The sequence below is a fragment of the Amorphoplanes digitatis genome (assembly GCF_014205335.1).
In the GTDB taxonomy this organism is placed as follows: domain Bacteria; phylum Actinomycetota; class Actinomycetes; order Mycobacteriales; family Micromonosporaceae; genus Actinoplanes; species Actinoplanes digitatus.
This window is the reverse complement of sequence record NZ_JACHNH010000001.1, coordinates 2,102,501-2,124,345: the sequence shown is the minus strand read 5'-3', so window position 1 is coordinate 2,124,345 and position 21,845 is coordinate 2,102,501. Positions and strand designations below refer to the sequence as shown.

Sequence of the window (21,845 nt, the reverse complement as noted above, 5' to 3'; positions counted from 1 at the left end):
GTCGCGAACAATCCTCGATCAGCGGCGGTTACCTCTCCAGCCGTCGACCGGTAGCGCGAACTTGGCCACCAGCGTGTCGGTGAAGGGCCGGGGCGCGAGCCGGACCAGCCGTACCGGAAGCTCGCCACGCTGGACCGTGACCTGCGCGCCCGGCGGCAGGTCCCAGGTGCGCCGGCCGTCGCAGCAGAGCACCGCGAACGACGTGTACGGGTCGACGGTCAGCACGAACCGCGAGGTCGGCGCGGTGACGATCGGCCTGCTGAACAGGGCGTGCGCGCTGATCGGCACGAGCAGCAGCGCCTCGACCTCCGGCCACACCACCGGGCCGCCGGCCGAGAACGCGTACGCCGTCGAGCCGGTCGGCGTGGCGCACACGACGCCGTCGCAGCCGTACCGCGACAGCGGCCGCCCGTCCACGTCGACGAGCAGCTCGAGCATCTGCGCCCGCTGACCCTTCTCGACACTCACCTCGTTGAGCGCCCACGAGTCGGCGATCAGCCGGCCGTCGTACTCGGCGCGCACGTCCAGGGTGAGCCGCTCGTCGACCGTGTAGTCGCCGGCGACGATGTCGCGCACCGTCTGGTCGATGTTTGTCAGCTCGGCCTCGGCCAGGAAGCCGACCTTGCCGAGGTTGATGCCGAGCAGCGGCGCCTTCGCCGGGCGGGCCAGCTCGGCCGCGCGCAGGAACGTGCCGTCGCCGCCGAGCGCGAAGACGATCTCCACGCCCTCCGCGGCCGTCGGGTCGTCGACCGGCGTGACGCCGGCGGGCAGCTCGAGGTCGGCGACCTCCTGCGCGAGCACGCGCACCTCGAAACCGGCCGCGACCAGGTCGCGGGCGACGGTCTGGGCATGCTGAGTGCTCTGCCGGCGACCGGTATGTGTCACCAGCAACGCGGACCGCGTCACGAATCCTCCAGCGGAACAGGGACCGACGGCGATGCCGGCCCGGCGGAGGCTACCTGCCCGGACGGGCCGGCGGCGACCACGGTGTGCACGCGGGCCTCGTCGGCCGGCGGCGCGCCCCGGCGGAACCAGAGGAAGAACTCGACGTTGCCGCTCGGGCCGGGCAACGGGCTCGCCGCGACCCCGGCGACGCCGAGGCCCAGCTCGGCGCCGGCCGCGGCAACGTCGAGGACCGCCTCGGCGCGCAGCAGCGGGTCACGCACGACGCCGCCGGAGCCGACCCGCTCCTTGCCGACCTCGAACTGCGGCTTGACCATCAACGCGAGATCGCCGTCCGCCGCGGTGCAGCCGGCCAGCGCGGGCAGCACCAGCCGCAGCGAGATGAACGAGAGGTCGGCGACCGTCAGCTCCACCGGCCCGCCGAGCATGTCCGGCGTCAGGGTGCGCACGTTGGTGCGTTCCATGACGGTGACCCGCTCGTCGTTGCGCAGCGGCCAGGCGAGCTGGCCGTAGCCGACGTCGACGGCGTAGACGCGGGCGGCGCCCTCACGCAGCAGCACGTCGGTGAAGCCGCCGGTGGAGGCGCCCGCGTCGAGGCAGCGCCGGCCCTTGACCGCCAGCGGCCCGAACGCCGCGAGGGCGCCGGCGAGCTTGTGGCTGCCCCGGGAGACGTACTCGGTGGCCGGATCGTCGCCGGTGACCACGACAGGATCGGCCGGGTCGATCATGGTGGCGACCTTCTGCGCCACCGTGCCGCGGACCTGGACCCGGCCGGCCGCGACGAGCGCGGCGGCCTGCTCCCGGGACCGGGCCAGCTTGCGGCGGACTAGCTCGGCGTCGAGACGCGCACGGCGGGCCATCGGATCCAAACTTCTCGGGTACGGGGTCAGCGGTCGATGCTAGCCAGCGTCTCCTGGAGCACCTGATGCGCGGCCTCGTACTCGGCGATCTGGTCGCCCGGCGCGAGCGCGGCGGCGTTGGCCAGCGACCGCAGCACCGCGTCGACGGCGGGATGCCCGGTGCCCTGCTCGCCGCCGGCCGGCCGGGCCGCCACGGGCAGGCGCTCCTCGCCCTGCGCGGTGTCGTCACCGTCCGCCGTCCGGGCCTCGTCCGGCTCGTACGCCGGCGCTGGCTGCTGCGGCGGTCCCGGGCGGAAGCCGCCCGGTGGCGGCGCGGGCCGGAAACCGCCGGGCGGCGGAGCGGGGCGCGGGCTCGCGGGCGGCTGCTGGTTCGGGTAGGTCACGGCGTTGCCTCCGGCGCGGCGGAATCGGTGGTCTTCGGTGCGGCCTTCTTGGCGGCCGTCTTCTTCGCCGCGGTCCTCTTGGCGGCGGTCTTCTTGACTACGGGCGGGAGCGGCGTGGCGGCCGCGGCCTCCTTCACCGGCGCGGTCGGTGCGGCGACGGTCCCGGCCGGAGTACCGACCCCGGCCGGCGCACCGCTTCCCGGCGACGCCGGAGCACCCGACGGGCCTGCCTGCGGCGCACCCGACGGGCCTGCCGGCGGCACCGACCCGGCGGTGCCGGCGTCGACACCGACAGCCTCGCCCGGCTCGGCCGTGCTCGGCGCGGCCTTGACCTGCGCGGCCTTGGCCGCCTTGCCCGGCGCTGCCTTACCCGGAGCGGCCTTGGCGGAAGCCGACTTGGCAGGAGCAGCCTTGGCGGGAGCGGCCTTGGCGGGAGCCGTCTTAGCGGGAGCGGTCTTAGCGGGAGCGGCTTTGGCGGAGGCCGACTTGGCGGGAGCCGACTTGGCAGGTGCGGACTTGGCGGGAGCCGGCTCGGCGGGTGCCGCGGCGGCGGGGGCGGCCTTGGCGGGAGCCGCCTGCTTGGGTGCCACGCGCGCCGGGGTGACCGGCGCGCCCGCGGCCGGCATCGCGTTCGGGGTGGCCTTGACCGCCTTCTTCGCGACCGCCTTCTTCGCCACGGCCTTCTTGGCCGGCGGCACGGCGACGGCCGGTGTCGCCTCGCCGTTGCGCTCCGCGCCCGCCCGCGACCGGGCGTCACGCAGCTGCCGCTCCAGGTCGCGCACCCGGTCGGTCAGGTCGGAGACCTCGTCGGCCGTCGCCAGCCCCACCAGCCCCAGCGCCCGGTCCACCTCGTAGCGCACGATGTTGGTCAGCGCCTCGCGGTTGGCCACGCCCGTCGACAACAGGTCCTCGACCAGGCCCTGTAGCTGAACGGCCGTCGCGCCGCCGCGGTTCACGAGCTCGCCCGCGACCCGTTGGGCCTTCTTGCGCGGCGCCTCGGTCAGTCCGAGCGCCAGCTCGAGATACGCCCGCCATGCGTCCTGCATGTCGACTCCCTCCGACTCCGCCACGCCGTTGCGCTGCTGCCACGCTACCGGGCCGAACCACGGGCGTGCTGCGGTACCGTGCGGTGCGTCAAGGTGGCGTCGCGAAGGAGGTCGGGGAATTGGCAAGCGTGGACGAGTGCCGGCAGGCGCTACATGATCTTGCTGCCCGGCTGGACGCGAGCGCGGAGACCCGCGGCCGGCTCGATCTCGACCGCACGCTCGCCTGCCGGATCCCGGACCTGGACACGGCGTTCCACGCCCGGCTCGACGGCGGCCGCCTGGTCGACATCGCCGACGGCGACGACCCGAAGGCGAAGATCGCCCTGACCGCCGACAGCGACGAGCTGATCGCGCTGGTGACCGGCAGGCTCGACGTCACCAAGGCGATCGCGTCCCGCCAGGTCTCGATCAAGGCGAACCCGTTCGACCTGCTGAAGCTGCGCAAACTCCTCTGACCCCGGCCGCGCATACGTCCCGCGACGTATGCCGGAGGCCGCGCGGTGCCGGACGCCGCCGGCCCGCGCCGCGGCGACGATGGGACGCATGACAGCTCCCGTCGAGACCCGGCGCCTGACCAAGCGGTACGGCGCGGTGACCGCCGTCGACGCGCTGGACCTGACCGTCCGCGCCGGCGAGGTGTACGGCTTCCTCGGACCCAACGGCGCCGGCAAGACCACGACCCTGCGCATGCTGCTCGGCCTCGTCCGGCCCACCTCGGGAGAGGTACGCCTGTTCGGCGCCCCGCCCGGGCGCCTCGACGGTGTCGGCGCGCTGATCGAGGGCCCGGCCTTCTACCCGTACCTGAGCGGCCGCGACAACCTGCGCGTGCTGGCCCGCCACGCCGGCGTTCCGGCCGACCGGATCGCGGCCGTGCTCGACCAGGTCGAGCTGACCGGCCGGGCCCGCGACCGCTACGCCACCTACTCGCTGGGCATGAAGCAGCGGCTCGGCGTGGCCGCCGCCCTGCTGAAGGACCCGCGCCTGGTGGTGCTCGACGAGCCGACAAACGGCCTCGACCCGGCGGGGATGGCCGACATGCGCCTGCTCGTGCGGCGCCTCGGCGCGGCCGGCTGCACCGTGCTGCTCTCCAGCCACCTGATGACCGAGGTGCAGGAGCTCTGCGACCGGGTCGGCGTCATCGCGAACGGCCGGCTGGTCGCCGAGAGCACGGTCGCCGAGCTGCGCGGCGACCGCACGCTGCGGCTGGTCGCCGCTCCCCTGGACGCCGCCGCGGCCCGGGCCCGCGACCTGCTCGGCGCGGACGCCGTCCGGGTCACCGGCGACGGCCTGGACCTGGCGGTCCCGCCCGACCGCGCGGCCGAGGTGAACGCGGCGCTGGTCGGCGCGGGCATCGCCGTCAGCGAGCTGCGCGCCTGCGAACGCAGCCTGGAGCAGGCCTTCTTCGCCCTTACCGGAGGCGGTACCGATGACTGACCACATCCGCGCCGAGGCGCTTCTGCTGGTGCGCCGCCCGGCGACCTGGGCGCTGCTGGCGATCGCGCTCACCCTGAGCGTCACCTTCACCTACCTGATCCCGTACGCGGGGTACGCGGGCGGCACCGGCGGACCGCGCGCCGACCGCGGCCTGGACGCCCTGCTGCCGGACCGGCTGGTCGGCAACTCGATCGGGGGCCTGCCGGTCTTCCTGGGCGCGCTGATGCTGATCCTCGGCGTGCTCGCGGCCGGCGGCGAGTACGCCTGGGGCACGTGGAAGACCGTGCTGACCCAGGACCCGGCCCGCCTGCGGGTGTACGCCGCCAAGCTGGTGACCCTCTGCCTGGCCGCGCTCGCCGGTGTGGTCGCCGTCTTCGCCGCCGGCGCGCCGGCGAGCCTGCTCATCGCGCTCGCCGAGGACCGGCAGGTGGACTGGCCCGGCGTGGCCGACCTGGCCGGCGGCGTCGGCGCCGGCTGGCTGATCGCGGCGATGTGGACGGTGCTCGGCGCCCTGCTCGGCATCGCGCTGCGCGGCGTCGCGCTGGCGGTCGGCCTGGGCCTGGTCTGGCTGCTCGCGGTGCAGAACCTGCTCGCCCTGATCGCCGCGCCGCTGCTGGACTGGGTGGCGCAGGCGCAGAAGGCCCTGCCGGGCCCGAACGCCGGCTCCCTGGTCGCGGCGCTCGGCGCCGGCGCGGACACGCCGGGCGTCGCGGCGCTCGTCGGCGGCGGTCAGGCGGCCGCGGTCGTGGCCGGGTATCTGCTGGCGTTCGCCGCGCTGGGCGGCGCGCTGCTGCACCGCCGTGACATCCTGTGAGCGTCATGAAGCGGGTGCGGAGTTATGTGCCGGACGCCCTGCTGGCCCTGGCGCTGGCGGGCGTCGGTCTGATCGGCACGGCCCCGGCGGGCCGCAACCAGGGCATCGACTCGGTGCCCGGCTGGGCCTACGTCCTGGTGGTCGCGGCGGCGCTGGCGATGGTGGCCCGCCGGTCCGCGCCGGTCGTGGCACTGACGGTCTGCGCGGCCGCGGTGGGCGTCTACCTGCTCGGCGGGCAGCCGTTCGGGCCGATCCTGCTGAGCCTGCTGGTGGCGGTCTACTCGGTGGGCGCGCACCGGCCGCTGAGGCAGGCTGCCGTCGCCGCGACGGGTGCGTTCGCCGCGCTGCTCGTCGGTGGCCTGATCGGCGGCGGCCTGAGCCTTGACGCGGTGGCTCCCCCGCTCGCCTGGGTGGCCGGGCCGCTGGCGGTGGGCGTCACCGTGCGCGTCGGGCGCGAGCAGCGGGTGCAGAACCGCCGCGACGAGGCACGCCGCCAGGCCGACGCCGAGCGGCTGCGGGTCGCGCAGGAGGTGCACGACGTGGTCGGCCATGGCCTGGCCGCGATCAACATGCAGGCCGAGATCGCCCTGCACCTGCTGGCCAGGCAGCCCGCACAGGCGGAGGCGGCGCTCACCGCGATCAGCCGCACCAGCCGCGAGTCCCTCGACGAGCTGCGCGCCGCGCTCGGCGCGGTACGCCGCGGCGACGACTTCGACGACCGCTCGCCGGCGCCGGGGCTGGCCCGGCTGCCGGAGCTGCTGGACCGCACCCGCTCGGTCGGTGTCCCGGTGACGGTCGACCTGGCCGGCAACCTGGAGTCGCTGCCGGCGGCGGTGGACCTGGCGGCCTACCGCATCGTGCAGGAGGCGCTGACCAACGTGCTGCGCCACGCGGGCACGGCATCGGCGTCGGTCTCGGTCGCCCGCACCGGCGAGGACGTGACCGTGTCGGTCAGCGACACCGGCCGGGGCGGCCCGGCGGACGTCACACCGGGGCACGGACTCGCCGGGATGCGCGAGCGCGTCACGGCGCTCGGCGGCTCGCTGACCGCCGGCCCCCGGCCCGAGGGCGGCTTCGCCGTGACCGCGACCCTGCCGGTGCGCGGGTGAACGGGCCCGCCCGCGACGCCGCCGGCCCGATCCGCGTGGTCGTCGCCGACGACCAGGACCTCGTGCGCATCGGCCTGCGGGCGCTGCTGGAGAGCGAGGGCGACCTGGTCGTGGCCGGCGAGGCCGCCGACGGGCTCGGCGCCGTCGAACAGGTGCGCGCGCACCGGCCCGACGTCGTCCTGATGGACGTGCGCATGCCCGGCATCGACGGCATCGAGGCCACCCGCCGGATCGCCGCCGACCCGTCGCTGGCCGGCACCCGGGTGATCGTGCTGACGACCTTCGAGGTCGACGCCTACGTGTTCGACGCGCTGCGGCACGGCGCCAGCGGCTTTCTCACCAAGGACACCAAGCCGGCCGAGCTGATCCGCGCGATCCGCCTGGTCGCCGGCGGCGAGGCGCTGCTGTCGCCGTCGGTCACCCGGCGGGTGGTGCGCGAGTTCGCGTCCCGGCCGGCCCGGGTGCTGCGCCCGCACCCGCGGCTGGACTCGCTGACCGACCGCGAGCGCGAGATCGTCGGCCTGGTCGGCGAGGGCCTGAGCAACGACGAGATCGCGGCCCGCCTGACGGTGAGCCCGGCGACGGCACGCACCCACGTCAGCCGCGCGATGGTGAAGCTGCACGCCCGCGACCGCGCGCAACTGGTGGTCTTCGCCTATCAGTCCGGCCTGGTCGACTAGATCCACGATCCCCTTACCCGACCTTCGGGGTGACCGGGCCGTCCGAATGGCCGTCATTCGGCCGGGTGAAGTCCGGGGAAGTGCATTCGGACCGGCTATCCGAACCATTCTTGTGAATGGCCGCCCGGCTCCGCCCGCCCGCGCTCGCGCACCGGCGCCGAGCTGCGAACTCCGATCTCCTCAAGGGACCGTACGGCCCATGCCGCGCGGCTTTTCCGGCTACCCCGGACGTGGCCTGTCACCCGTCCGGTGTCAACCGGGGACATTCGGCCATTTACGTGATCCCCCGCCGCTGCTTTACCTTTTGTTTTCCGGCGGTGTCATCCGACCGGTTCGCAGTGCAGTCCCTGTGCCGAAGCCGCCGCGTCGATCGGAGAAGTCGCATGAGTCCGGACCCGCGTTTCGAGCGGGCCGTCCTCGGCGCGTTCCGGGCCGCGGTAGAGCGCTACTGCACGGTCGTCAACGCCGGCGACGTCGACCCGGGCTCGCTGCGGATCTCGGTCACCGTCGCGACCCGCACGCCGATGGGCCGCGACTTCGCCGGCAAGGTCCACCGGATCGTGCACCCGTCGACCCATCGGTGGCTGCCGCTGGCCCGGGTCGTCTCGGTCGTGTGCACTGTGGACCCGAGCCTGCCGGACGACCCCGGCCACCGGTTCCTGATCCAGCCGCCGGCGCTGCCGGCGCCGAGGCAGGCGCCGCGGCAGGCGCTGCCGCAGACCCGGATCGAATCGCAGGAGGTGCCGCTGCCGCCGGCGCAGCCGCCGCCGGAGACCGTGCACCTGACCCTGCGCTACGGCGCCGACTTCCACTGGGTCTGCCACCTCGCGTCCGCGCCCGGCTGGGTGCCGCTGGGCCGGTGGACCGGCAGCCGGCACGACGCCTCGGTGCGCCTGCCCGAGTACGCCACGTTCCTGCCCCGCGGCGAACTCGTCTACCTGCGCCACCAGGGCCACCGCGTCGAGTTCGCCCGGTCCCGGGTCCGGCCCACCTACCTGGTCCGCGTCGACGGCACGCCGCTGCGCGCGAACGGCCGGCCGATACAGGCCGGCCCGGCCGGATCGATCGAGTACGCGGACGGCGCCGCCTCGTCGACCCGGCTCGACTACCTACTCGCCTGGGACGGTGGCCGTGGCTGACGCGCAGGAACCCGCGATGGTCATCGACCTGAGCGGGCCGCACTGGCACGTTCAGCTCACCGTCGCCCCGCCACCGACCGACGACCGCAAGTCCGTCGACTTCGACGTGCCGCTGATCGGCGCCGGTGAGTCCGGGCAGCTGCGCCGGATCCGCACCGAGGTCATCTTCACCACCGCCGCCAACGAGCGCCTCGGCTGGCAGAACTGGCACGTCAAGATCTACGGCTGCGCCGACCTCGGCGACGCCGAGGCCCTGCGCCAGCACCTGCACGAACAGGCAAGCGCGCTGCAACGGGCCAACCAGTACCTGGGCGACCACGGCCGCCGTACCCCGATCGAGCCGCCGTGGGCGGTGGTGCCGGTGCAGGTGGTCCGCGGCGACGGCCAGCTCGAGCAGTTCTCCGGCGCGGTCACCACCCGGCTCGGCACCCCGTCCGATCAGATCGTCGCCCAGCTGGATCGCCGGCTGCCGTCCTGGATCGGCGAGGGCGCCCGCCCCGACCTGTACCTGCTTGCCGTCTCGCCGCAGATCGACCTGCTCCGGTGGGAGGCGCTGCGGCGCTGGCCCGGCACCGAGCACCTGATCGACTTCCGCCAGCTCGCCGCCGGCCTGGACCAGCTGCACCAGCTCAAGTGGGCGCACTGCGACCTCAAGCCGGACAACGTCTGCTGGTGCACGTACCAGGAGACCAGCGGCTACGTGCTCATCGACACCGACGCCGCCACCCAGGCCGACCCGCCGCCACCCGTGCTGCGCGGCACCGAGCTCTACGAGTACGGCGGCCTGCGCCGGATGCGCACCGACCCGTCCCGGGCCTGGCGGCTGACACCCGGCCTGCTCTACGCCCAGGACCGGTTCGGCCTGATGATCGTGGTGCTGTGCGCGCTCGCGGGCCGGCACTGGGTGGAGACCACCCTGCTGAACACCGACCCCGACAACCCGGTTCTCCGGGTCGCCGACAGCGAGGCTGCGGTGCGCAAGGCGCTGGGCGAGCACTGGGCCGACCCGCGGTGGGAGCCGCTGATCACGGTGCTGGCCGAGCCGTTCGGCACCGGGCCACGCGGGCAGGCCGCCCTGGAGGCGTCGCGGCCGTGGGCCGAGGCGTGGCTGGCCGAGGTGATCGAGGCCGAACAGCGCTGCGACCGCGACCGGCCCGGTCTGCCGGCACCGGCCGGCACCGAGCTGGTACCCGCGTACGCCGACCACATCGAGGCGGTCCGGGCGTACGCCCAGCGCGGCCCGGCGACCCGGCCGGAAAGGGTGCACCGGGCGTACGACGAGATCGGCGCCCGGGCGCAGGAGGTGGCGCTGCGCCAGGCCGTGCTCTGGTCGTCGATCTGGTGTGTGAGCTGCGTCGCCGTCGCGGTGGCGCTGGGTTTTCTGGTGGGCGGGGGATGAGATGACCGATTCCTGGCGCGTGGCGCTGCGAGACCGGGTGGCCCGGCGGTGCGGCGACCCCGACAAGCACTTCGCCCGGTACGGGTACACGTTCGGCAACTGGATCGACGCCGCGCCGGGCGCCCGGCTGCCGGCGTTCCTCGAGGTCGAGGCCGGCGTCGCCGACTACCTGAAGGTGGCCGCGCAGACCGGCCGCCAGCTGGGCACCGCCGCCGGCCTCGTGGTCGGCGGCGCCGCGGCGACGCTGGTGTTCCTCGTCGTCTGCGTGGTCGCTTGATGCTGTGGTCGAGGACGCCGCCGGTGACCGAGGACCCTTCGGAGCGCTTCGGCAAGGCCTGCCCGGTCTGCCGCCAGCAGCTCGGCAGCGGCGCGCCACCGGTCGACCGGCAGACCGGCCGGTTCCTGATGCCGCCGTCGTTCCGGCTCGAGGTCGGCGCGCCCGACGGCCGTAACGGCCTGCCGTGGCGGGTGAAGATGCTGGCCGGCAACTACCGGCCGGCGGAGTCGACGGACCCGGTCTTCAACGAGCACGAGATCGACTTCAGCTACCTGCTGTGCGGCGGCGGCCACATCTTCCCCGACGCGGCGCTGGTGTTCCACTCCGGACCGGCCCGCGGCGCCGACAACGTCCAGCAGAAGATCGACGACTGGAACATGGTCGCCGCGATGGGCGCGCCGGCCAGCGGCAAGACCTACCTGCTGGTCCGGATGCTGCGGCAGAACCTCGACAACCTGACGCACTGGAGCGCGCAGAACGACCCCGGCCGGATCCGGCTGCGCAAGCTCAGCCCCCTGGAGGAGCTGCCGCTGACCGCCCGGATCAGCAAGTACAACGAGACCCGCAACACCGGCGAGGCGATCCAGCCCACCGGCACCGACCGCCAGGCGACCCCCGCCGGCATGCTCGACGACCAGCTCCGCGACGCACTCGCCGCGATACAGGAGCTGATCCGCCGCACGGTCGTCGACGGCGACCGCCGCGCCAAGCAGTGGGGGCGGCAGTTCCGCCAGCCGCTGGTGCTGCGCACCGACACCGGCGACCGGCGCACCTGGACCGGGGTCGCCGACCTGCCCGGCGAGCTCTTCGACGAGCAGGGCACCAACCGGCGCGAGGCCGGCATGCTCCGCTCGTTCGACGCCCTGCTCTGGGTCGTCGACCCGGCCGTCGCGCCGAACGCCACCGACTGGATGGCCACCGAGTCGGTCACCGAGGAACGCCTGCTGCTCAACGGCAGCCTACGGCCCGGCACCGTCAGCGCGTACGGCGCCGAGGTCGTGCGCGGCAACCGCGAGTCCATCCAGGACGGCATCGGCGAGCAGATCACCATGGTCGACGGGCTCTTCGCGACCGACGAGGGCCGCCCGCTGCAAATGCTGATCGCCATCACCAAGTGCGACCTGATCCGCGCCGCGCTGGAGAGACCGGGCCTGACCCTGCCCGACATCGGCGCGCCCGGCGACGTCGAACGCGGCACCGCCAGCTACCTGGCCTTCGCCGTCGAACGCTGGGCGCAGCGCTCCACCCCGGCCGACCCCGGCGCCGCGCAGCTGCTCACCTACCTCTGGGGCGCGAGCTCGACCGAGCCCGCCGTCCGGCAGCGCCGCGCCGTCCAGGTCGCCCGCGGCCTGCTCGGCCACTTCTCCAAGGCCGACGAGTTCTGGAAGCTCGTGCACGTCGGCACCGCCAACGAGGTGCACATCCCCGGCGGCGACGTCATGGCCGAGGTGCCGCAGCACATCCGGGTGCCGTCGATCGACGAGCACCTCGACAGCGCCCTGCGGCCCGGCTCCGACGCGCAGATCCTGCTCCGCGACCTGATCATGTCGGCGGTCGGCTGCGGCCTCGCGTACGGCCTCGGCCAGCAGAGCGCCCTGTACCGCATGCACCGCGAGCCGTGGATCACGCTGCGGTTCTTCCTGTGCTCGCCGCTGGCCACCGTGCCGATCGCGGTGGACGACATCCGGCTCAAGCCGCTCGACCCCCGCAGCCGTTTCCCCCGCGTCGAGGACCGCGCCGCCGCACTCACCCAGCTCCTGCTCGCCGTTCTCGGGAGGGCTCGCCGATGAGCACGTCGATGATCATGGTGCAGTGGGCCGACCTGACCGGCCGCGGCTTCAGCCCGCACGAGGTGGGCCCGCCCGCGCCCCGGGAGTACTGGGCGGCCGCCGAGCGCCTGTTGCAGGCCGACCTGAGCCAGCCGCCCGAGGGCATCCGCTCGACGATCGGCCACCCGATCTGGACGCTGCGCCGCGTACAGGTGCAGGGCCGGTGGTTGTGGTGCTTCGTCGTGCAGGGCCGCCGGGGACCCTTCGGGGTCGCCGGCACCTGCCGCTTCGCGTTCGCCACCGAGGACATGCCGGCCCTGCGGGCCTGGACCGCCGGCAGCGAGCTCGCCGCCGGCGACCAGGGCCTGCCGCCCGTGCCGCACGACGCCGGCTGGTTCGAGCGCACCGTGCTCCAGGTTCTCGGCGGCGTCGTGGTCAGGCAGTCCGCCATCCCCGTCTCGGGCGGCCCGGCCGAGGCTGCGGCGCTCATCCCGGCCGCGCTCAAGGTCCTGCCCGAGCGCCAGTCGCGCGCCTGGTCCTGGACGACATGCATGCTGCAACGGCCCGACTCCGCGGACCTGCGGGTGGTGTCCGGCGGCTGGCCCGAGGAGTTCCGGCGCAGCGAGCCGAACCGCGCCGAGTCCATCGACCACTGGTTCCGCCGCGGGCCGGTGAGCGAGGACGAGATCAAGTCACACCTCGGCCGCGCCGACGTGCGCCGCGGCTTCGAGTACCTGGTGCACTACGCCAGCACCGGCAAGCGCCCCGAGCCGGAGCTGCTCAGCGGCGACTACTCGCTCGACGAGATGCTGATCGAGCTGGGCCACGCCAACCACGTGCCGGGCTGGTCCGACGTGCCGTCCATGCTGGAGACGCCCGGCGGGGTCCGGCGGCTGACGGCGAATCACCGGCCGCTGGTGCAGGAGTGGGCCGAGCGCGAGCCGACGGCCGCGATCGCCCGGCTACAGGACTTCACCGCGCCGCTCGCCGAGGACGTGCTCACCGGCGCGGTCAGGGCGCAGGACGACACCTCCGAGAATCTCCTCCGGCTGCCCACCGCCGCGGCGCCCGAGCTCACCGACTGGCACGACCACCTCGCGGCACTGCTGCTGAGCTGCTACCGGCAGCCGAACCGGCTGCGCGAGCACACCCGCCAATGGATCACCCCGCTCGGAGTGCTCGGCAACGACCGCGACCTCGCCGCCGCCCGGGACTGGCTGCTGAAGCTGGGTCTCACGCCGGACGACGACCCCGAGCACTTCCCGGCGAGCCCGGACATCATCATCGGCGAGCTCAACCACCACCACGAGTACACGCCGAAGGCCGACGCCGAGCTGGCGCTCACCCGCAACCCGCTGGCCCTGCTGGACTCGCTCGCGGGTGAGCTGCAACCGCTGCCGGCCGACGAGGTCGCGACGATGCTGTGGATATCGGCATCCCGGAACCCCGGCCGAACCTCCGAGATGCGGCTGCTCCAGCCGCTCGCCGCCGCGCTCACCCGGGCCGGCCTGCGCGGCAAGGCCGACGAGTCATGGGTCGGCGACCTGCTCCGCACCGCCCTGGCCCAGCCCTCGGCCCGCCGCACCAACCGGCTCAAACGCATCATGTGGGGCGCCCTCGAGGCGCTGCTCGAGCTCGACCCGGACGCGCCGCGCACCCGGTCGCTGGCCGAGCGCTGCCTCGTCGTCGGCTACGACAACGCACCGCACGACGTGGCCACCGCGCTGCGGCTGGCGAAGAGCCGGCTCGCCCCGGTCGAGCCGCCGCGCCGGGTCCGGCCGCCGGACGACGAGGACGCCGGGCACCCGCACACCACCCGCCCATCCTGGCGGCGCTGGTTCGAGGGTCATCCGCGGGAGCAGGCACTCACCTGGCGGCACATCTTCGTCCTCGGAGCCGGCCTGGCGGCCGCGGCGCTCGCGACCTCCGCCGCGATGATCATCCTCCGGGTCGAGCCGGCGCCGGCACCGGGGCGCAAGCAGCCGCAGGCCGCCGCGGCGCCGGCGACCGTCGAGCCGACCACCGCGGCGGCGGCGGCCGAGGTTCCGATCCAGGTCCTCCTGGAGCCGCCGTCCCGCAGCAACCCGGACGACGACGTACGCGAGTTCCGGCGTCAGCTGGAGTTCAAGGTCCTACGACTGGGCAAGCCGAAGAGGATCGAGATCATCGCCTACGGCACCGGCGACGAACGGGCCAAGAGGCTGCGGACCATGCTTCAGCACGACTACCCCGAGCTTCAGTTCGTGAGCATCGGTGCGTGGGCGAACCACGAGAAGCCGCCCGCCGGAATTCCGGACGGCTCGCTGGTCGGCAACTTCTACTTCCACGGCTGACCACGGCACGGCGGGAGGGCCGGCGGCCCTCCCGCCGTGGTCCGTCTACTTGAAACGCCAGCGCGGCACGGTGCCCTCGCCGTCGCCCTCGTTCTCCGGCAGCGCCAGGTGCGTCTCCGCACCCGCCGCGCGGGTCGTCGACTCGTCGGCCGGCCAGTCCTGATAGCCGGAGCGGTCCGCCTTGGCCCGCCGCGGACCCGGGAACCGCAGCGTACGGCGGGTGGCCGGCTCCTCGCCGCCGTTCAGCCGGTGCAGCTCGTCGCTGCGCCACCGGTCCAGCTCCCGCTTGCGGATCTCCGTCTGCACGTGCGTCTCCCGGCCGGCGGTCTCCTTGCGGATCTCCTCCTGCCGCGCCGCCTGCGCCTTGAGGTCCTGGCGTTCCTGCTCCCGCTCGAACTCGATCCTGGCCCGCGCCGCCTGCACGTCGCTCTTCTCCGCGGTCGCCAGGATCTCGTCGTACGCGGTCGCCGGCCCGATGTTGAGCAGGAACTTGGTAAGCACCGGCAGGATCTCGATCGCGGTGATGAACAGCAGCAGGGTCAGGTACGCCGTCTTCAGCGTCGCGTTGCTGTCGGTGATCTGGCTCAGCGCCTCGAGCTGGGCGAGCAGGCCGCGGTCGTTGCCGCTGTCGATGAGATAGCGGTCCTCCTCGGCCTGCTTCAGGCTCTTGAGCCGCGCCAGCTCGGACTCCTTGGTCGCCAGGTCGCCCTGCGCGGTCGCCTGTTCCTTGGAGCTTGTCGACTTCTGCCGCTCGAGCGCCTCGTTCTTCGACCTGTCGAGCCGCTCCTTGGCCGAGTCCCGCTGGTCACGCAGCTCCGCCGCGGCCTTCAGCTTCGTCTTGTACGCCGGGCCGCCGCCCCGCTGCCCGGTGCCGTCCGTGCCGTCGAACTCGGCGATCGCGGCAGCGCGCGCGTCGGAGTACCGCTTGTCGAGCTTGTCGTACTCGGCCTGGTCGCGCACGACCGCGGCGTCCTTGCCGACCAGGTCCTCGATCAGCGAGCCCGCCGCGACCTGCTGGAGCCGGGTCACCTCGGCCTGGAGGCCGGGAATCACCGCGAAGCGGGCGTCGGTCTTGAGCTTCTGCTCGTAGACGTTGCGCTCGACCTGCCGGGTGACGGTCAGCTGGGCCTGGATCTCCTGCTGGAAGATCCACAGCACCAGCGGCGTCGAGACCACCGCACCGATCACCAGCGCGAGCAGGATGCGGGGCACCAGCGTGGCCAGGTTCTCCCACCAGCGTTCGCGGCGGCCCGCGGCGGCGACCAGCCACCGGTCCAGGTTGGCGATGGCGAGCGCCCACAGCAGAGCGATGACGGCGGAGGCAAGCAGCGGTGCGCGTACCCCCGTGTGCAGGGCGAAGCCCGCGGAGAGCCCGGCCATGCACGCGGTGGTGAGGACGATGCCGCCGAGCCCGGAGAACTTCCGTTTCTCCCGGGGACTGCGCGACAGCGTGTCGGGATCGGCGCCGGAGAGCCAGATCAGCAGTCCTCGCCGCGGGGGCGTCCTGTCCTTGTGTGTCCGTGCTGCCACTTGGTCGTCGACTCCCGTCGGGGCCACCACAAAGCGTCGGAACCGACCTCTGGGTGTCCACTATCTCCGGCCGCACCCGGCGGGGAAATCCCCCGTAGGCGTGGCGCCTGCCGGTGATCAACGACGCCCCGGCGCGGCGGTTATCCGCCGTTCGGACAGCCCTGAACGACCGACGGCCCGTCCTACCCGGGTGCGGGTGGAACGGGCCGTCGGTGTTGCTTGTGGTTCAGGCGGGTAGACCCCAGCCGGTCAGCAGTTCGCGCGCCTCGTCCGAGCCGGCCCGCGCCTCGCCGCCGTTCCAGTACACGCGGGCGAGCAGCCGCAGCGCGTCCACCGGCGTACCGGATCCTTCGAGCCTTCCCGAGGCCAGCCGCCAGCCGCCGAGTTCGTCCGCGCCGGCCGGGATCCGGGCGGCGTCGGCCGAGCCGAACAGCCCCGAGACGTCGTTCGCCACATAGGTCGGCCGGTGCTGCTTCGGAGCCTGCAACACCTCCGCCGGCCCGCTCACGCCGGTCAACACGAGCAGGCAGTCCATGCCGGCGCCGACGGCACCCTCGATGTCGGTGTCGAGCCGGTCACCGACCACCAGCGGCCGCTCGGACCCCGACTGCGACGCCGCGGTCTCGAACAGCGCCGGCGCCGGCTTGCCGACGATCACGTCCGGCTCCCGGTTCAGCGCCGTGCGCAGCACCGACAGCAGCGAGCCGTTGCCCGGCAGCGGGCCGCGCGGGCTCGGCAGGGTCCGGTCCGTGTTGGTCGCCATCCAGAGCGCGCCCGCCCGTACGGCCAGCGACGCCTCGGCGAGGATCCGCCAGCCGACGTCGGGCCCGTAGCCCTGCACGACGGCCACCGGCTCGTCGTCGAGCCGCTCCACCGGGGTGAGGCCGGCGTCGCGGACCTCGGCCCGCAGCGCCTCCGCGCCGACCACCAGCACGGGAGCCCCCGCGGGCAGCCGCTCGGCGAGCATGGCCGCCGCCGCGCCGGCCGAGGTCAGCACCTCGTCGGCGGCGGCGGACACACCCATGCCCGTCAGCAGGGCGGCGACGTCGGCGGCGCGCCGCGACGCGTTGTTCGTCGCGTACGCGACCGCCGTGCCGGCCGCGCGCAGCCGCTCGACCGCCTCGGCCGCGCCGTCGATCGGCTTGTCGATCAGGTAGACGACGCCGTCGAGGTCGAAGATGACCAGGTCGTACCCGTCTACCAGGCTCACGCTCCGGTCTCCTTGCCGCCCTGCGTCACGCCGCCGGCCGGTTCGTCGTCCTCGTCGACCTCGTCGTCCTCGTCGACGTCCTCGGCGCCGCGGGCGACGAACTCGTCGTCACCGGCCTTGCCGTCGGCGACGTCGTCGACCAGTTCGTCGTCGTCCTCGTCGTCGTCATCTTCGTCGTCGTCGGACTCGTCGTCGTCGAGGTATGCCCCGTCGAGGTCGTCACCGTCCTCGTCCTCGTCGTCCTCGTCCGCGGACTCGTCGTCGTCCTCGTCGTGGTCCGCGCGGGCCTCGGCCGGGTTCTCGTCCCCGTCCAGGTCGTCGTCCTCGTCCGGGTCGTCGCCCTCGATCGTGACGCCGTCGAGCTCGAGCAGCCGCTCGGCCGCGTCGGTGAGGCTGTCCTGGTCGGTGGCCGCCGCCCGGGCGAACCACTCGCGGGATTCCTCACGCCGGCCAGCGGCGAGCAGCGCGTCGGCGTACGCGTAACGCAGCCGGGCCGCCCAGTCGGCGTCCTCGTCGGCGGTCAGCTCACGCACCTGGAGCATCGCCACGGCCGCGTCGTGCTGGCCGAGGTCGCCCCGCGCGCCGGCCGCCACGATCAGCAGCTCGATCGCGCCGGCCTTGTCGAGCGCCTCCTTCTCGGCGCCACGGAACAGATCGATCGCCCGTTCCGGGCGACCCAGCGCCCGCTCACAGTCGGCAAGCTCGGCCAGGTGGGTCTGCCGGCCCGTCATCCGGTGGTACGTCCGCAGCTCCGCGATCGCCGTGGTCCAGTCCCCCGCGGCGTACGCGGCGAGCCCGACGGCCTCCCGCACCACCGCGATGCGCGACGCGAGGCGCCGGGCGGCGATCGCGTGGTGCAGCGCGAGCTCGGAGTCCTCGTCGATGATCTGGCCGGCGGCCACGAGGTGCCGGGCGACCCGGTCGGCGGTGTCGCGCGAGAGGCTCAGCAGCTCGGCGCGCACCTCCTTGTCGAGGTCGGTCGCGGCGACATCCTCGGGCAGTTCCGGCGCCCGGAACGCGGCCTGGTCCTCGCGCTCCACGAACACGCCCTCCCCGCGGGGCCCACGGTCGTCGCGGGAACGTTCGTCACGCGGTCCACGGTCGTCACGGGGTCCACGGTCGTCGCGCGGTCCACGGTCGTCACGGGGTCCACGGTCGTCGCGCGGGCCACGGTGGTCGCGCGGGCCACGGTCGTCACGGGGGCCGCGGTTGTCACGCGGGCCACGGTCGTCGCGGGGGGCGCCGCCGCTGCGGTCGTCGCGCGGGCCCCGGTCGCTGCGGTAGCCGCCGCGGTCGCCGCCACCGGAGTAGCCGCCCCGGTCGCCACCGCTGCGGAAGCCGCCGCGGTCGCCGCCCTGGGGACGGTCGCCGCCGCTACGGAAGCCACCCCGGTCACCCTGCGGGCGGTCGCCCTGGGGACGGTCGCCGCGGTATCCGCCGGAACCGCCCTGGAAGCTGCCGCGCGCGCCGCCCTCGGAGCGGTCGCCGCCACGGTAGCCGCCGCGGTCGCCGCCACCGGAGTAGCCGCCCCGGTCGCCACCGCTGCGGAAGCCGCCGCCCTGCGGACGGTCGCCACCACTACGGAAGCCACCACGGTCGCCGCCCTGCGGACGGTCGCCACCGCTACGGAAGCCACCACGGTCGCCGCCCTGGGGACGGTCGCCACCGCTGCGGAAGCCACCGCTCTGCGGACGGTCACCGCCGCTACGGAAGCCACCACGGTCGCCGCCCTGCGGACGGTCGCCACCACTGCGGAAGCCACCGCCTTGCGGACGGTCGCCGCCGCGGTAGCCGCCACGGTCGCCGCCACCGGAGTAGCCCCCACGGTCGCCGCCACCGGAGTAGCCGCCCCGGTCGCCACCGCTACGGAAGCCGCCGCCCTGCGGACGGTCGCCGCCACCGCGGTAACCACCACGGTCGCCACCGCCACCGCCACCGGAGTAACCGCCCCGGTCGCCACCGCTACGGAAGCCGCCGCCCTGCGGACGGTCACCGCCACCGCGGTAACCACCACGGTCGCCACCGCCACCGCCACCGGAGTAACCGCCCCGGTCGCCGCCACTGCGGAAGCCGCCGCCCTGCGGACGGTCGCCACCGCGGTAACCACCACGGTCACCGCCGCCGGAGTAACCGCCACGATCTCCGCCGCCGGAGTAGCCGCCGCGGTCGCCGCCCTGGGGGCGGTCGCCGCCGCGGTAACCGCCACGGTCACCACCGCCACCGCCACCGGAGTAACCGCCCCGGTCGCCGCCGCTACGGAAGCCGCCGCCCTGCGGACGGTCGCCACCGCGGTAACCACCACGGTCACCGCCGCCGGAGTAACCGCCACGATCTCCGCCGCCGGAGTAGCCGCCGCGGTCGCCGCCCTGGGGGCGGTCGCCGCCGCGGTAACCGCCACGGTCACCACCGCCACCGCCACCGGAGTAACCGCCCCGGTCGCCGCCACTGCGGAAACCGCCGCCCTGCGGACGGTCGCCACCGCGGTAACCACCACGGTCGCCGCCACCGGACTGGCCGCCACGGTCGCGGTTGCCGCCGCCGGAGTAGCCGCCACGGTCGCCGCCCTGGGAACGGTCGCCGCCACGGTAGCCACCGCGGTCGCCGCCACCGGAGTGGCCGCCACGGTCACCGCCGGCGCGGAAGCCGCCCTCGCGGCGCGGGCCGCCTCGGTCTCCCCGATCACCACGGGGGTTCGCGCCGGAGCCTCCGTCGCGACCGCGGCCGGCCCGGCCCTCGTCGTCGCGGTTGGTGGAGCCGCCGTCCTGCGGTCCTGGGTTCACGGGTCAAGTCCTTCCAAGTTCGGCGGGCCCTCACAACGTCGGCGAGGTCGGCCGGAGCACATCAAGTACGGAGCGGTATCAACTGCGGGTTCGGGCCACTACGGTCGGGGACACGGCGAGCACGCGTCCGTCCAACGCTACTAGGGCCCGCACGCACAAAAGCAGTCGAGGGCCAACCCCTACCGGGGAAGGCCCTCGACTGTACGTTAAGTCCGGCGGCGTCCTACTCTCCCACACCCTCCCGAGTGCAGTACCATCGGCGCTGGAGGGCTTAGCTTCCGGGTTCGGAATGAGACCGGGCGTTTCCCCTCCGCTATAACCACCGAAACAGCTATCAGCGACACAACCAACATCCCTCTGACACACAAGGGTGGTTGTTTGCTGTGAATCACACAGTGGACGCGTCGAGCATAAAGTTTGGTGTAGTTAAGCCCTCGGCCTATTAGTACCGGTCGACTGAACCTATTACTAGGCTTACATCTCCGGCCTATCAACCCAGTAGTCTAGCTGGGAGCCTTACCCACTCAAGGTGGTGGGATACCTCATCTCGAAGCGAGCTTCCCGCTTAGATGCTTTCAGCGGTTATCCCTTCCGAACGTAGCTAACCAGCCGTGCCCCTGGCGGGACAACTGGCACACCAGAGGTTCGTCCGTCCCGGTCCTCTCGTACTAGGGACAGCCCTTCTCAAGTATCCAACGCGCACGGCGGATAGGGACCGAACTGTCTCACGACGTTCTAAACCCAGCTCGCGTACCGCTTTAATGGGCGAACAGCCCAACCCTTGGGACCTGCTACAGCCCCAGGATGCGACGAGCCGACATCGAGGTGCCAAACCATCCCGTCGATATGGACTCTTGGGGAAGATCAGCCTGTTATCCCCGGGGTACCTTTTATCCGTTGAGCGACACCGCTTCCACACGCAAGTGCCGGATCACTAGTCCCGACTTTCGTCCCTGCTCGACCTGTCAGTCTCACAGTCAAGCTCCCTTGTGTACTTACACTCAACACCTGATTGCCAACCAGGCTGAGGGAACCTTTGGGCGCCTCCGTTACCTTTTAGGAGGCAACCGCCCCAGTTAAACTACCCACCAGACACTGTCCCTCGACCCGATCAGGGCCGCAAGTTAGATACCCAAATCCAACAGAGTGGTATTTCAAGATTGCCTCCACCCGAACTGGCGTCCGAGCTTCACAGGCTCCCACCTATCCTACACAATTACATTCGGATACCAATGTCAAGCTATAGTAAAGGTCCCGGGGTCTTTCCGTCCTGCCGCGCGTAACGAGCATCTTTACTCGTACTGCAATTTCGCCGGGCCTGTGGTTGAGACAGTGGGGAAGTCGTTACGCCATTCGTGCAGGTCGGAACTTACCCGACAAGGAATTTCGCTACCTTAGGATGGTTATAGTTACCACCGCCGTTTACTGGCGCTTAAGTTCTCCGCTTCGCCCCGAAGAGCTAACAGGTCCCCTTAACGTTCCAGCACCGGGCAGGCGTCAGTCCATATACATCGTCTTACGACTTGGCATGGACCTGTGTTTTTAGTAAACAGTCGCTTCCCCCTGCTCTCTGCGGCCATACCACGCTCCACCCGCAAGGGGCTTCACGCGTCCGGCCCCCCTTCTCCCTAAGTTACGGGGGCAATTTGCCGAGTTCCTTAACCACAGTTCGCCCGTCGCCTCGGTATTCTCTACCTGACCACCTGTGTCGGTTTGGGGTACGGGCCGCTCGGAACATCGCTAGAGGCTTTTCTCGGCAGCATAGGATCACTGACTTCACCTGAATCGGCTCGGCATCACGTCTCAGCCTCAATGTGTCACGGATTTGCCTATGACACGGCCTACACGCTTACCCCGGCACAACCACCGGCCGGGCTCAGCTACCTTCCTGCGTCACCCCATCGCTAAACTACTACCCACCAGGATCCCAGACTCCCCACCCTTGACCCGAAGGTCGCCGGCAGATCGCGTGGTTAGCATAATGAGGTTCGTCTTGGGCGCTCCTTCGCGGGTACGGGAATATCAACCCGTTATCCATCGACTACGCCTCTCGGCCTCGCCTTAGGCCCCGACTCACCCAGGGCGGATTAGCCTGGCCCTGGAACCCTTGGTCATCCGGCGGAAGGGTTTCTCACCCTTCATTCGCTACTCATGCCTGCATTCTCACTCGTGTAGCGTC

At 72.7% G+C, this 21,845-nt stretch carries 18 protein-coding genes and 2 rRNA genes (1 of these 20 cut by a window edge); 12 read left to right on the top strand and 8 right to left on the bottom strand.

Annotated elements, in window-relative coordinates:
- Positions 1-18: 18 nt before the first annotated feature.
- Genes BJ971_RS09640 through BJ971_RS09630 form a run of 3 tightly spaced genes read right to left on the bottom strand, consistent with a single transcriptional unit; the run spans position 19 to position 2,146 of the window.
- Positions 19-906, bottom strand: a complete 888-nt coding sequence (locus BJ971_RS09640; protein ID WP_184991740.1) for an NAD kinase — start codon at positions 904-906, stop codon at positions 19-21.
- Positions 903-1,763, bottom strand: a complete 861-nt coding sequence (locus BJ971_RS09635) for a TlyA family RNA methyltransferase (protein WP_184991738.1) — start codon at positions 1,761-1,763, stop codon at positions 903-905. Before BJ971_RS09635 ends, BJ971_RS09640 begins: the two co-directional genes overlap by 4 nt.
- 26 nt (positions 1,764-1,789) lie before the next feature.
- A complete protein-coding gene (locus BJ971_RS09630; protein WP_184999370.1) occupies positions 1,790-2,146 on the bottom strand; it encodes a hypothetical protein in 357 nt (118 codons plus the stop codon).
- 27 nt (positions 2,147-2,173) lie between these two features.
- Here BJ971_RS09630 and BJ971_RS42625 point away from each other — a divergent pair, with 27 nt between their 5' ends.
- From BJ971_RS42625 to BJ971_RS09575, 11 genes are all read left to right on the top strand, one after another.
- Entirely contained in the window at positions 2,174-3,001 is an 828-nt protein-coding gene (locus BJ971_RS42625; protein WP_377921939.1) for a pentapeptide repeat-containing protein, read from the top strand.
- A 310-nt stretch (positions 3,002-3,311) separates the two neighbouring features.
- Positions 3,312-3,647 carry an SCP2 sterol-binding domain-containing protein gene (locus BJ971_RS09620; protein ID WP_184991736.1) on the top strand — a complete coding sequence of 112 codons (336 nt, stop codon included), beginning with the start codon at positions 3,312-3,314 and terminating at the stop codon, positions 3,645-3,647.
- Positions 3,648-3,735: 88 nt separating this feature from the next.
- On the top strand, positions 3,736-4,626 hold the full coding sequence (locus BJ971_RS09615) for an ABC transporter ATP-binding protein (protein ID WP_184991735.1): 891 nt from the start codon (positions 3,736-3,738) through the stop codon (positions 4,624-4,626).
- Positions 4,619-5,440 carry an ABC-2 transporter permease family protein gene (locus tag BJ971_RS09610; RefSeq protein WP_184991733.1) on the top strand — a complete coding sequence of 274 codons (822 nt, stop codon included), beginning with the start codon at positions 4,619-4,621 and terminating at the stop codon, positions 5,438-5,440. The genes BJ971_RS09615 and BJ971_RS09610 overlap by 8 nt, the downstream gene beginning before the upstream one ends.
- Before the next feature lie 5 nt (positions 5,441-5,445).
- Positions 5,446-6,549 (top strand): sensor histidine kinase, encoded by a 1,104-nt coding sequence (locus tag BJ971_RS09605; protein ID WP_184991731.1) that lies wholly within the window; start codon positions 5,446-5,448, stop codon positions 6,547-6,549.
- Positions 6,546-7,229, top strand: a complete 684-nt coding sequence (locus tag BJ971_RS09600) for a response regulator transcription factor (RefSeq protein ID WP_239087487.1) — start codon at positions 6,546-6,548, stop codon at positions 7,227-7,229. The genes BJ971_RS09605 and BJ971_RS09600 overlap by 4 nt, the downstream gene beginning before the upstream one ends.
- Before the next feature lie 383 nt (positions 7,230-7,612).
- Complete coding sequence (locus tag BJ971_RS09595; RefSeq protein WP_184991729.1) at positions 7,613-8,368, top strand: hypothetical protein; 756 nt, start codon at positions 7,613-7,615, stop codon at positions 8,366-8,368.
- Positions 8,361-9,767: a serine/threonine-protein kinase gene (locus BJ971_RS09590; RefSeq protein ID WP_184991727.1), complete on the top strand. Its 1,407-nt coding sequence runs from the start codon at positions 8,361-8,363 to the stop codon at positions 9,765-9,767. Before BJ971_RS09595 ends, BJ971_RS09590 begins: the two co-directional genes overlap by 8 nt.
- A 1-nt stretch (position 9,768) precedes the next feature.
- Positions 9,769-10,044: a hypothetical protein gene (locus tag BJ971_RS09585; protein ID WP_184991725.1), complete on the top strand. Its 276-nt coding sequence runs from the start codon at positions 9,769-9,771 to the stop codon at positions 10,042-10,044.
- 23 nt (positions 10,045-10,067) lie between these two features.
- A complete protein-coding gene (locus tag BJ971_RS09580) occupies positions 10,068-11,834 on the top strand; it encodes a vWA domain-containing protein (RefSeq protein ID WP_184991723.1) in 1,767 nt (588 codons plus the stop codon).
- The gene (locus BJ971_RS09575) at positions 11,831-14,146 is read left to right on the top strand and encodes a hypothetical protein (protein ID WP_184991721.1); all 2,316 of its coding nucleotides are present in this window, start codon (positions 11,831-11,833) and stop codon (positions 14,144-14,146) included. Before BJ971_RS09580 ends, BJ971_RS09575 begins: the two co-directional genes overlap by 4 nt.
- 45 nt (positions 14,147-14,191) lie before the next feature.
- Here BJ971_RS09575 and BJ971_RS09570 read toward each other — a convergent pair whose 3' ends face one another.
- The 3 genes from BJ971_RS09570 to BJ971_RS09560 form a co-directional block, all read right to left on the bottom strand.
- Positions 14,192-15,676 (bottom strand): DUF4407 domain-containing protein, encoded by a 1,485-nt coding sequence (locus BJ971_RS09570; protein ID WP_184991719.1) that lies wholly within the window; start codon positions 15,674-15,676, stop codon positions 14,192-14,194.
- A gap of 226 nt (positions 15,677-15,902) precedes the next feature.
- Positions 15,903-16,886 (bottom strand): HAD-IIA family hydrolase, encoded by a 984-nt coding sequence (locus tag BJ971_RS09565; protein WP_184991717.1) that lies wholly within the window; start codon positions 16,884-16,886, stop codon positions 15,903-15,905.
- Entirely contained in the window at positions 16,883-17,788 is a 906-nt protein-coding gene (locus BJ971_RS09560) for a Replicase polyprotein 1ab (protein WP_184998750.1), read from the bottom strand. Before BJ971_RS09560 ends, BJ971_RS09565 begins: the two co-directional genes overlap by 4 nt.
- Before the next feature lie 270 nt (positions 17,789-18,058).
- Between BJ971_RS09560 and BJ971_RS42005 the strand changes: the two genes are divergently transcribed.
- Positions 18,059-19,810, top strand: a complete 1,752-nt coding sequence (locus BJ971_RS42005) for a hypothetical protein (protein ID WP_184991715.1) — start codon at positions 18,059-18,061, stop codon at positions 19,808-19,810.
- Positions 19,811-19,876: 66 nt separating this feature from the next.
- On the opposite strand, the gene rrf is transcribed toward BJ971_RS42005, so the two are convergent.
- A 5S ribosomal RNA gene (gene rrf / locus BJ971_RS09550) occupies positions 19,877-19,993 on the bottom strand.
- A gap of 95 nt (positions 19,994-20,088) precedes the next feature.
- Positions 20,089-21,845: ribosomal RNA gene (locus BJ971_RS09545) — 23S ribosomal RNA — on the bottom strand (it continues 1,353 nt past the right edge of the window).

Bases quoted from the DNA above. Each gene is read 5' to 3' on its own strand.
- BJ971_RS09605 (WP_184991731.1), top strand. From the start codon at position 5,446: ATGAAGCGGGTGCGGAGTTATGTGCCGGACGCCCTGCTGGCCCTGGCG.
- BJ971_RS09585 (WP_184991725.1), top strand. From the start codon at position 9,769: ATGACCGATTCCTGGCGCGTGGCGCTGCGAGACCGGGTGGCCCGGCGG.
- BJ971_RS09635 (WP_184991738.1), bottom strand. From the start codon at position 1,763: ATGGCCCGCCGTGCGCGTCTCGACGCCGAGCTAGTCCGCCGCAAGCTG.
- BJ971_RS09615 (WP_184991735.1), top strand. From the start codon at position 3,736: ATGACAGCTCCCGTCGAGACCCGGCGCCTGACCAAGCGGTACGGCGCG.
- BJ971_RS09595 (WP_184991729.1), top strand. From the start codon at position 7,613: ATGAGTCCGGACCCGCGTTTCGAGCGGGCCGTCCTCGGCGCGTTCCGG.
- BJ971_RS09610 (WP_184991733.1), top strand. From the start codon at position 4,619: ATGACTGACCACATCCGCGCCGAGGCGCTTCTGCTGGTGCGCCGCCCG.
- BJ971_RS09575 (WP_184991721.1), top strand. From the start codon at position 11,831: ATGAGCACGTCGATGATCATGGTGCAGTGGGCCGACCTGACCGGCCGC.